Origin of the sequence: Streptomyces triticagri, from assembly GCF_003429565.1 — a bacterium.
GTDB classification, from domain to species: Bacteria; Actinomycetota; Actinomycetes; order Streptomycetales; family Streptomycetaceae; genus Streptomyces; species Streptomyces triticagri.
Map to the genome: position 1 here is coordinate 1 of NZ_QUAK01000192.1, position 10694 is coordinate 10694.

Sequence of the window (10694 nt, forward strand, 5' to 3'; positions counted from 1 at the left end):
CCTGCTGCGGCCGGTGCGGCGCCGGGACCCGCCGCGCCCGCGCTGTCCGCGCCGCCGATCAGCAGCCCTGCGCCGCCCGCGGCCGCCGCGGTCACCAGGCCGCCGGCCAGGGCCGAGCGCCGGCTGACCTTCGGGCGTGCATGCCGGTCGCGCAGGTACTCGTGCTGTTCCGGCATGCTCAGGCGCCTGGCGAGCTGCTCCGGTATGCCGATGTCGGGAGTGTCCATGCCGTGGAACTTCCCAGGGGACGCCGACCGGGGCCCCACCCCGGCATGAACGGACCGTGTCGATCCGGTGAGCCGGGACCGGTTACGGGCCACCCTCGCATGTCCGGATACTGGACATGCGATGTCATTCCATGGGACGCCGAGTAGGCTGCGCGACATGTCTCGCAGCCTCAATCTCGCAGTGATCCCCGGTGACGGCATCGGCCCGGAGGTCGTGGCCCAGGGCCTGAAGGTCCTGAACGCGGCCCTCCCGCAGGATGTGAAGCTGGAGACCAAGGAGTACGACCTCGGCGCCCAGCGCTGGCACCGCACGGGGGAGACCCTCCCGGACCAGGAGCTCGAAGCTCTCAAGGGCCACGACGCGATCCTGCTCGGCGCCATCGGCGACCCCTCGGTCCCCTCCGGCGTCCTCGAGCGCGGACTCCTCCTCAAACTGCGCTTCGCCTTCGACCACTTCATCAACCTCCGGCCGAGCAAGCTCTTCCCGAACACGGCGACACCGCTCGCCGGCCGCCCGGACATCGACTTCGTCGTCGTACGCGAGGGCACCGAGGGCCCGTACACGGGCAACGGCGGCTCGCTGCGCACCGGCACCCCGGCCGAGGTCGCCACCGAGGTCAGCGTCAACACGGCGTACGGCGTCGAGCGCGTCGTCCGCGACGCCTTCGAGCGGGCGAACAACCGGCCCCGCAAGAAGCTCACCCTGGTCCACAAGAACAACGTCCTGGTGTACGCGGGCCACCTCTGGAAGAACACCTTCGACCGGGTCGCCGCCGAGTACCCCGAGGTCAGCACCGACTATCTGCACGTCGACGCCGCGACGATCTTCTTCGTCACCCAGCCCGAGCGCTTCGACGTGATCGTCACCGACAACCTCTTCGGCGACATCCTGACCGACCTCGCCGCCGCCGTCACCGGCGGAATCGGCCTGGCCGCCTCCGGCAACGTGAACCCGACGGGCGACTTCCCGTCCATGTTCGAGCCGGTGCACGGCTCCGCGCCCGACATCGCGGGCCAGGGCAAGGCGGACCCGACGGCCACCGTCCTCTCGGTCGCCCTGCTGCTCCGTCACCTCGGTCACGCCGACCGGGCCGAGCGCATCGAGGCCGCGGTCTCCGCCGACCTCGCGGAGCGCGACGGGACGGCCCGTACCACCGACGAAATCGGCGACGCACTCACCGCCCGAGTATCCGGCTGACCCGCCGGCAACTCCCCAGCCGCCGGGTCGCTCAGGCACCCGGCGGCTTTCCCTTGTACGGCCCCGGGTGTCACCATCAACCCCTGGGCCGCATTCCACCCTGTTTCGTCCATGCCCGACTCCGCGCGATAATCGAACGCGGGGCCGCGGCATGCGAGGAAGCTCGGACGTACCAACGGAGACAGGCGTGAGCGCGGTCCGTCACACACAAGACGGTGAAGGACAACCACTCATGACGACGCCCACGATCGAGCTCAAGCCCTCCGCGCAGCCGCTGTCCGACTCGGAGCGGGAGGCGATCCTGGCCGAGCCGGGATTCGGCCGCCACTTCACCGATCACATGGTGACCATCCGCTGGACGGAGGGCCGGGGCTGGCACGACGCCGAGCTCGTGCCGTACGCGCCGCTGTCCATCGACCCGGCCAACATGACGCTGCACTACGCGCAGACGATCTTCGAGGGCCTCAAGGCGTACCGGCGCCCCGACGGCACGGTCGCCACCTTCCGGCCGGACGCCAACGCCAGGCGGTTCCAGGCCTCGGCCCGCCGGCTCGCGATGCCCGAGCTGCCTGTGGAGACCTTCATCGCCGCGTGCGACGCGCTGGTCAAGCAGGACAAGGCGTGGGTGCCGGCGCACGGCGGCGAGGAGTCGCTCTACCTGCGGCCGTTCATGTTCGCCAGCGAGGTCGGGCTCGGCGTGCGGCCCGCCAACGAGTACCTGTTCGTGGTCATCGCCTCGCCCGCCGGCGCGTACTTCCCCGGTGGCGTCAAGCCCGTCTCGATCTGGCTCTCCGAGGACCGGGTGCGCGCGGTGCCCGGCGGCATGGGCGACGCCAAGACCGGTGGCAACTACGCCGCCTCGCTGCTCGCCCAGGCCGAGGCCGCCGAGAAGGGCTGCGACCAGGTCGCGTACCTGGACGCGGTCGAGCACAAGTGGGTCGAGGAACTCGGCGGCATGAACCTGTACTTCGTGTACGGGGACAAGATCGTCACCCCGTCGCTGACCGGTTCGCTGCTCGCCGGCATCACCCGCGACTCGCTCCTGAGCGTCGCGCGCGACCTCGGCTACGAGTCGGCGGAAGGCCGGATCTCCATCGACCAGTGGCAGGCCGACACCGCCGACGGCACCCTCACCGAAGTCTTCGCCTGCGGCACCGCCGCCGTCATCACTCCCGTGGGCACGGTCAAGTGCAACGCGGGCGAGTGGACGCAGAGCGGCGGGCAGCCCGGCGAGGTCACCCTGAAGCTGCGCGAGACCCTGCTCGACATCCAGCGCGGCGTCGCCGACGACAAGCACGGCTGGATGCACAACCTGGGCTGACGCCCCGCGATCCGCGCGTACGCCGTCGTCGGCGCGGGCTCCTGCCGGAGCCGGCCGGCGGCGGCGTCCGTCGTCCCGCGGACCCTCGAACCCCGTCCGGGGTTGTACGTAACTGTGCGGATTGTCTACGACGCGGTGCGTGCGCTTGGATGTCCGTACGCCCCCGGCACGGGGCCGGGGGAACGATCACGCTGCACAGTGCAACGGGGGGAACCATCATGCGAATTGCCGTACGCACCGCCCTGGGCGCGGCCGTCGTGGCCGCACTCACCGCGGGTACGTTCACGGCGGCCGCCGCGGAGGGAGCCGCGGCGCGCACCGAAGGGGTGAGCGTCACCGCCGACGGGAACGCGGCCGACGAGCGGACGCAGTCCACCGTCATCAGCAGGGACGGCCGGTACGCCGCCTTCGACACCACCGCGACCGATCTGGTGCCGGGGGACACCAACGGCGTCTCGGACGTCTTCGTACGCGATCTGGACAGCGGCGAGCTGGAGCGGATCAGCCAGGACGGCCGCGCTCTGTCCGCCCCGTCCCTCAGCGCCGACGGCCGGTACGTCGCGATGCTGTCCGGCGAGGAGGACGCCACGTACAAGGCGAATGTGCAGTTGTACGACCGGAAGTCGGGCACGTTCGAGCGCCTCGACGTCGATCTGCCGGACGAGTTCGCCGGACAGCCCGCCCGCCGTTCGCTGTCGCTGAGCGCCGACGGCCGGTACGCCGTCTTCGAGATCGACGACGCGCACGTGTCCGGCAGCGCGGTCTTCCTGCGGGACCGGGTCAAGGGCACCACCGAGCGGATCAGCCACCAGTACCAGGGCGGCGACGGGGAGCGGAACTCTCATCGGCCCACCGTCAGCGACGACGGCCGCTATGTCGTCTACGCGCAGTCGTTCGCCACCGGACCACGGGACGGAGACACCAGCGACATCTGGCTGCTCGACCGGGACTCCGGGAAGCGGACCATGATCGACCGCTCGCAGGACGGCGAGGAGACGGAGAAGGGCGCCACCTGGCCGTCCATCAGCGGCGACGGCAGCAAGGTCGTCTTCGAGTCGTGGGACACCCATCTCGTCCCCGACGACACGGACGGTGTCGGGAACGTCTTCGTGCACGACATCGCCGAGGGAAAGAACGAGCGCATCCACGGCACGCAGGGCGGCCCCGACCAGGAGCTCACCTTCCACCCGGCGATCAGCGCGGACGGTCGCTATCTGACGTACTCGTCGAGGATCGAGGAGGACGGCAGCGAGTGGGGCGACGAGTCGCCCGCCTACCTGCGCGACCTGAGCACCGGCGAGGACACCCTGGTCACCCCGGACACCACGGGCGGGGCCGCGCACGGCATCGTGGAGGCCGGTGGGGTCTCCGGCGACGGCAAGCGCATCGCCTTCGTCTCCGGTGACGAGACGCTCCTGCCCGAGGACACCAACGGCGGGTACGACGCCTTCGTACGGCACCTGGACTGAAGCCGGATCAACGAGGCGGAGTGGGACCGGGGTTCACATCGTGAGACCCGGTCCCACATTCCGTGCGGGATGTGGAAGACTGCCCTCGTGCTTACGTTCGCCATGATTATGGGCAACAGGCGCGCCGGTCCGCAGTGACCGTCTCGTACACATCACGTACGGGCGGACACCGTCGTCTCAGACCCGCGCGCAAACCTCTCGCACCCGCGAGGGGTTTTCTTGTTTTCCGGCCCACTGTCAGCCGGGGACGGAGCGCGAGGGATCATTCAGGGGACGGTGGAACCGGTTATTCCGGTAGACCGAGATCCGATACAGGAGCCAGATCAGCATGACGGACGCAACCGACGGGACCGACGGGACCGAAGAGAACCCCGCGCAGGGCTCTCTCGACGACTCATTCCACGTCTTCGACACCACGCTGCGCGACGGCGCCCAGCGCGAGGGCATCAACCTCACCGTCGCGGACAAGCTGACCATCGCCCGGCACCTGGACGACTTCGGCGTCGGATTCATCGAGGGCGGCTGGCCCGGCGCCAACCCCCGCGACACCGAGTTCTTCGCCCGCGCCCGGCAGGAGATCGACTTCAAGCACGCCTCGCTGGTGGCCTTCGGCTCCACCCGCCGCCCGGGCGCCATTGCGGCCGACGACCCGCAGGTCAAGGCGCTCGTCGCCGCCGGCGCCCCGGTGGTCACCCTGGTGGCCAAGTCCCACGACCGGCACGTCGAACTGGCCCTGCGCACCACGCTCGACGAGAACCTCGCGATGATCGCGGACACGGTCGCGTACCTGCGCGAGCAGGGCCGGCGGGTCTTCGTCGACTGCGAGCACTTCTTCGACGGCTACCGGGCCAATCCGGCCTACGCCAAGTCCGTCGTACGGGCCGCCGCCGAGGCCGGCGCCGACGTCGTCATCCTCTGCGACACCAACGGCGGCATGCTGCCCGCACAGGTGCAGGCCGTCGTCCAGACGGTGCTCGCCGACACCGGCGCGCGCCTCGGCATCCACGCCCAGGACGACACCGGCTGCGCGGTCGCCAACACGCTCGCCGCGGTGGACGCCGGCGCCACCCACGTCCAGTGCACGGCCAACGGATACGGCGAGCGGGTCGGCAACGCCAACCTCTTCCCGGTCGTCGCCGCCCTGGAGATCAAGTACGGCAAGAGCGTCCTGCCCGAGGGCAGTCTCCGCGAGATGACCCGGGTCTCGCACGCCATCGCCGAGGTCGTGAACCTGACGCCCTCGACCCACCAGCCGTACGTCGGCGTCTCGGCCTTCGCCCACAAGGCCGGCCTGCACGCCTCGGCCATCAAGGTCGACCCGGACCTGTACCAGCACATCGACCCCGAGCGGGTCGGCAACACCATGCGGATGCTGGTCTCGGACATGGCCGGCCGCGCCTCGGTGGAGCTCAAGGGCAAGGAGCTGGGCATCGATCTGAGCGGCGACCGCGAACTCGTCGGCCGCGTGGTCGAGCGCGTCAAGGAGCGCGAACTCTCCGGCTATTCGTACGAGGCGGCCGACGCGTCCTTCGAACTGCTGCTGCGCGAGGAGGCCGAGGGCCGTCCCCGCCGCTACTTCCGCACCGAGACCTGGCGCGCCATCGTCGAGAACCGGCCCGACGGCTCGCACGCCAACGAGGCCACCGTGAAGCTCTGGGCGAAGGGCGAGCGGATCGTCGCGACCGCGGAGGGCAACGGCCCGGTCAACGCGCTCGACCGCGCGCTGCGGGTCGGGCTCGAGCGGTTCTATCCGGAGCTGGCGAAGCTCGATCTGGTCGACTACAAGGTCCGCATCCTGGAGGGCAAGCACGGCACCTCGTCCACCACCCGGGTGCTGATCTCCACCAGCGACGGGGTCGGCGAGTGGTCCACGGTCGGCGTCGCGGACAACGTGATCGCGGCCTCCTGGCAGGCACTCGAGGACGCGTACACCTACGGGCTGCTGCGGGCGGGCGTGGAGCCCGCGGAGTAGTCCGGGCCCCCGTGCGCCGATGCCGGTCCAGGCCGGTTGTCGGCGCGCGGAGTTACCGTCGAAGCATGACGTCCTCCGCACCGGCCCGGATGCTGCGACTGCTCGCCGCCGTCCTCCTGGCCCTGGGAGCCGGTTTCGCCATGGCGCCCGGGGCCGAGGCGGAGACGACGGTGTCCGAGGTGGCCGAATCCCTCAAGAAGAGCCCGGTGTATGTCGCCCCGGAGGCCTCCGGCGAGCTGTCGGAGGGCCAGGCGAAGGCCCTCACCGCGAAGATCAAGAAGGCCGACCGGCCGGTGTTCCTGGCGGTACTGCCGGCGGACTTCCCGAAGGACCGGCTGTTCACGCAACTGATCGCCGAGACCGGGGAGTCCGGTGTCTACGGCGTACGGCTCGGTGACGACTTCGACGCCCGTGCGGCGTCGGACGTCGTCGAGCCCATGCCGCTGCGGGCTGCCGTCGCCGATGTCCGGGGCCTTGACACCAACGCCCAACTGCAGCGGTTCACCGGAGTCGTGCTCGGCAGTGCGTCCGGCTCCGCCCCCGCCTCCTGGGGCACCACGGGCGACGAATCCTCCACCGGCGCCCTGGTGACCGTCGGCGCCGTCGTGGTGGCCGGCGGCGCGGGTGCGTACGCCCTGGTCCGCCGTAGCCGCAGGCGCCGCGAGGCCGCCGAGCTGGCCGCCCTCGACAAGCTCCGCGTGGTGGTCGACGAGGACATCACCGCGTTCGGCGAGGAGTTGGAGCGCCTCGACTTCAAGCCCTCCGAGCCCGGTGCCTCGGACGAGATGCGCACGGACTACGAGCACGCCCTGGACGCGTACGAGAGCGCCAAGTCGGCGATGGGCAGCGCCCGGCGGCCGGACGACGTCCGGCCGGTCACGGAGGCCCTCGAGGACGGCCGGTTCTCGCTCGCCGTGCTCGACGCACGGCGCGAGGGCCGTGAGCTGCCGGCCCGCAGGCCGCCCTGCTTCTTCGACCCGCGGCACGGCCCGTCCGTGGCGGACGTGAGCTGGGCACCCGAGCTCGGCACGGCACGCGAGGTCCCGGTGTGCGCGGCCGACAAGGCCCGCATCGACGACGGCGAGGACCCGGCCGTACGCCAGGTCGCGACACCGCAGGGAGACCGTCCGTACTACGAGGCGGGTCCGGTGTACGGCCCGTGGGCCGGCGGCTACTTCGGCGGCGCCCTGCTGCCCGGCCTCCTCATGGGCACCATGCTGGGCTCGATGATGGCGAGCCCGGCCTACGGCGCGGAGTACGGCGGTCACGACGGAGGGGACGCGGGCGGCGACTTCGGTGGCGGTGGCGACTTCGGAGGCGGTGGCGATTTCGGCGGAGACTTCGGTGGAGGGTTCGGCGGGGGCGGCGGAGACTTCGGCGGCTTCTGACGCCACGGGACTGCCATAGGCATCCGGGTCCTTTTCCGGAGCTACCCGGAGCGTTCCGAGGCCTCCCGTACGCCGCAGGGGCCGGACGCGTACTGCGCTCAGGCGCGTCCGGCCCGCTCCCGGCCGGTCATGCCGGCCTCAGGCGTTCTTGATCGCCGAGATGTCGAAGGTCAGCTTGATCTTGTCGGACACCAGGACGCCGCCGGTCTCGAGCGCGGCGTTCCAGGTGATGCCCCACTCCGAGCGCAGGATCTCCGACCTGCCCTCGAAGCCGACGCGCTCGTTGCCCATCGGGTCCGTGGCGGAGCCGTTGAACTCCAGGTCGATGGAGATCTCCTTGGTGACGTCCCTGATCGTCAGGTCACCCGTGATCCGGTAGTCGTCGCCGCCGAGCGCCTCGGCGCGGGTGGAGCGGAAGGTCATCGACGGGTACTTCTCGGTCTCGAAGAAGTCCCCGCTCTTCAGGTGCCCGTCGCGGTCGGCGGAGCCGGTGTCGATGCTGTTCAGGTTCACATCGATGGAGGCGGTCGAGTTGGACGGGTCGCTGCCGTCGAGGTGCAGCGTGCCCTCGAGCTCGTTGAACGAGCCCTTCACGTTCGTCACCATCGCGTGCCGCGCCGTGAAGCCGATGACCGTGTGGGCCGGGTCGATCGTGTAGTCACCGGTCAGGGCGGCGAGATCGGGGCTGACCTGACCGCCGGTGGCGGTGCTGTCGGGGGACTCGGTGCTGTCGTTCTTGCGGCCGAAGAGAGCCATTGTCTGCTCCTTGAGGAGAGGGGCCGGCGGGGAGCCGGGGCCGGGCGGAAGAGTCTGTTGAATGTTCAACGATGCTTACCGTAGCTCCGTTCAGTTCAATATTCAACATCCAACTGCGAGGGGAGCGGAAGATGTCTGCGCGAGTCCGCGGCACGTAAGGTGTCCCGGCCGGCTCCCTCCGAGTGCCCCGCTCGGCCCGCTCCGATCAGGATCACGCCTGGCGGACCGCACCGCGATTCATACGCGCGGCGGAGTGCCGTCCTCCGGTGCTCGTTGTGTGACTCCTACAACGCGAGGGCCCTCGAGGCCGTCACATGAGCTGCATCGACGTGGGCTTCTGTCCGGGGGTACCAGGAAAACGGGCCGGAGACTGTGCGGAGTCGACGGTCCGGTTTCAGGGGTCGGCTTCGTAAGGTCGCTACATGACCGTTTTGGACGATGCCGCTGACTCTCCGGGGGACGAGCCCACCGACGCCCGCGGCCGGGTGGCCGAACTGCACGCGATCCGTGCCGAGGCCGTGCAGGGCCCGAGCGAGAAGGCGACCGAGGCCCAGCACGCCAAGGGCAAGCTCACCGCGCGCGAGCGCATCGAGCTGCTTCTCGATCCGGGGACGTTCCGCGAGGTGGAGCAGCTGCGCCGGCACCGGGCCACCGGATTCGGCCTGGAGGCCAAGCGTCCCTACACCGACGGTGTGATCACCGGCTGGGGCACCGTCGAGGGCCGTACGGTCTTCGTCTACGCGCACGACTTCCGGATCTTCGGCGGGGCGCTCGGCGAGGCCCACGCCACCAAGATCCACAAGATCATGGACATGGCCATCGCGGCCGGTGCGCCGCTGGTCTCCCTCAACGACGGCGCCGGCGCCCGCATCCAGGAGGGCGTCTCCGCGCTCGCCGGGTACGGCGGCATCTTCCAGCGCAACACCAGGGCGTCCGGGGTCATCCCGCAGATCAGCGTGATGCTCGGCCCCTGCGCCGGCGGCGCGGCCTACAGCCCGGCGCTCACCGACTTCGTGTTCATGGTCCGCGACACCTCGCAGATGTTCATCACCGGACCGGACGTGGTCAAGGCCGTCACCGGCGAGGAGATCACCCAGAACGGCCTCGGCGGCGCCGATGTGCACGCCGAGACCTCGGGCGTGGCCCACTTCGCGTACGACGACGAGGAGACCTGCCTCGCCGAGGTCCGCTACCTGCTCGCGATGCTGCCGTCCAACAACCGCGAGAACCCGCCGGTCGTGGCCGGCGAGGACCCGGCGGACCGCCGCAGCGACGTCCTGCTCGACCTGGTGCCCGCGGACGGCAACCGCCCGTACGACATGCACAAGGTGATCGAGGAGCTCGTCGACGACGGCGACTTCCTCGAGGTCCACGAGCGCTGGGCCCGCAACATCGTCTGTGCGCTCGCCCGGCTCGACGGCCAGGTGGTCGGCATCGTCGCCAACCAGCCGCAGTCCCTGGCCGGTGTCCTGGACATCGAGGCGTCCGAGAAGGCCGCCCGCTTCGTGCAGATGTGCGACGCGTTCAACATCCCGATCGTCACCCTCCTCGACGTGCCCGGCTTCCTGCCCGGTGTGGACCAGGAGCACGGCGGCATCATCCGGCACGGCGCCAAGCTGCTCTACGCGTACTGCAACGCCACCGTGCCGCGGATCTCGCTGATCCTGCGCAAGGCCTACGGCGGGGCGTACATCGTCATGGACTCCCAGTCCATCGGCGCGGACCTGACCTTCGCCTGGCCCACCAACGAGATCGCCGTGATGGGCGCGGAGGGCGCGGCCAACGTCATCTTCCGCCGCCAGATCGCGGCCGCGGACGACCCCGAGGCGATGCGGGCGCGCATGGTCAAGGAGTACAAGGCCGAGCTGATGCACCCGTACTACGCGGCCGAGCGCGGCCTCGTCGACGACGTGATCGACCCGGCCGGGACGCGCGAGGTGCTCATCTCCTCGCTCGCGATGCTCCGCAACAAGCACGCGGACCTGCCCTCGCGCAAGCACGGCAACCCGCCGCAGTAGGCCTCCCGGCCCCGGGGCGCCACGAATGGCGGGTGCCCCGGGCCGGACCCAGACTTTCCTCAGACGTACGGATACGGAGAGAAGATTCCATGAGCACTCCCACGGAACGATTCCTGCGGGTCGAGAAGGGCCACGCGGAGCCGGAGGAGCTCGCGGCCATCACGGCGATCCTGATGGCGCGGGCGGCGCAGCCGGCTCAGGAGCCGGCGCACCGTCGCGGCCGTTCCCGTGCCGGGTGGCGGCGGCTGGAGCGGACCCCCGGGTTCCGTGCGCCGCACAGCTGGCAGGGCTGACGCCCTCAGCGCGCGCATGCAAAGGCCGTGGGCCCCGTCCTGATCAGGACGG

The 10694-nt window shown here is 70.5% G+C and carries 8 protein-coding genes and 1 pseudogene; 7 read left to right on the forward strand and 2 right to left on the reverse strand.

Features of this window, described 5'->3' with window-relative positions; translation table 11 throughout:
• Nucleotides 1-227, reverse strand: a pseudogene (locus DY218_RS26410) (phosphoesterase); the annotation flags it as partial.
• Between the two features lie 157 nt (nt 228-384).
• On the opposite strand from DY218_RS26410, the gene DY218_RS26415 reads away from it, so the two are divergent.
• The 5 genes from DY218_RS26415 (at nt 385) to DY218_RS26435 (ending at nt 7575) form a co-directional block, all read left to right on the forward strand.
• Nucleotides 385-1425: a 3-isopropylmalate dehydrogenase gene (locus tag DY218_RS26415; RefSeq protein ID WP_128558637.1), complete on the forward strand. Its 1041-nt coding sequence runs from the start codon at nt 385-387 to the stop codon at nt 1423-1425.
• A 232-nt stretch (nt 1426-1657) separates the two neighbouring features.
• Nucleotides 1658-2746: a branched-chain amino acid aminotransferase gene (locus DY218_RS26420; protein ID WP_128558638.1), complete on the forward strand. Its 1089-nt coding sequence runs from the start codon at nt 1658-1660 to the stop codon at nt 2744-2746.
• 218 nt (nt 2747-2964) lie between these two features.
• Nucleotides 2965-4215, forward strand: coding sequence for a TolB-like translocation protein (locus DY218_RS26425; RefSeq protein WP_233521914.1), 1251 nt, complete (start codon nt 2965-2967; stop codon nt 4213-4215).
• Nucleotides 4216-4543: 328 nt separating this feature from the next.
• Entirely contained in the window at nt 4544-6187 is a 1644-nt protein-coding gene (gene cimA / locus DY218_RS26430) for a citramalate synthase (protein ID WP_128558639.1), read from the forward strand.
• A 65-nt stretch (nt 6188-6252) separates the two neighbouring features.
• Nucleotides 6253-7575, forward strand: coding sequence for a hypothetical protein (locus DY218_RS26435; protein WP_128558640.1), 1323 nt, complete (start codon nt 6253-6255; stop codon nt 7573-7575).
• Nucleotides 7576-7713: 138 nt separating this feature from the next.
• Here DY218_RS26435 and DY218_RS26440 read toward each other — a convergent pair whose 3' ends face one another.
• Complete coding sequence (locus DY218_RS26440) at nt 7714-8331, reverse strand: YceI family protein (protein WP_128558641.1); 618 nt, start codon at nt 8329-8331, stop codon at nt 7714-7716.
• Between the two features lie 422 nt (nt 8332-8753).
• Here DY218_RS26440 and DY218_RS26445 point away from each other — a divergent pair, with 422 nt between their 5' ends.
• A complete protein-coding gene (locus DY218_RS26445) occupies nt 8754-10349 on the forward strand; it encodes an acyl-CoA carboxylase subunit beta (RefSeq protein WP_128558642.1) in 1596 nt (531 codons plus the stop codon).
• A gap of 89 nt (nt 10350-10438) precedes the next feature.
• Complete coding sequence (locus tag DY218_RS26450) at nt 10439-10642, forward strand: acyl-CoA carboxylase subunit epsilon (protein WP_128558643.1); 204 nt, start codon at nt 10439-10441, stop codon at nt 10640-10642.
• Nucleotides 10643-10694 lie beyond the last annotated feature (52 nt).

Bases quoted from the DNA above. Each gene is read 5' to 3' on its own strand.
- DY218_RS26420 (WP_128558638.1), top strand. From the start codon at position 1,658: ATGACGACGCCCACGATCGAGCTCAAGCCCTCCGCGCAGCCGCTGTCC.
- cimA (WP_128558639.1), top strand. From the start codon at position 4,544: ATGACGGACGCAACCGACGGGACCGACGGGACCGAAGAGAACCCCGCG.
- DY218_RS26445 (WP_128558642.1), top strand. From the start codon at position 8,754: ATGACCGTTTTGGACGATGCCGCTGACTCTCCGGGGGACGAGCCCACC.
- DY218_RS26450 (WP_128558643.1), top strand. From the start codon at position 10,439: ATGAGCACTCCCACGGAACGATTCCTGCGGGTCGAGAAGGGCCACGCG.
- DY218_RS26440 (WP_128558641.1), bottom strand. From the start codon at position 8,331: ATGGCTCTCTTCGGCCGCAAGAACGACAGCACCGAGTCCCCCGACAGC.
- DY218_RS26425 (WP_233521914.1), top strand. From the start codon at position 2,965: ATGCGAATTGCCGTACGCACCGCCCTGGGCGCGGCCGTCGTGGCCGCA.
- DY218_RS26415 (WP_128558637.1), top strand. From the start codon at position 385: ATGTCTCGCAGCCTCAATCTCGCAGTGATCCCCGGTGACGGCATCGGC.
- DY218_RS26435 (WP_128558640.1), top strand. From the start codon at position 6,253: ATGACGTCCTCCGCACCGGCCCGGATGCTGCGACTGCTCGCCGCCGTC.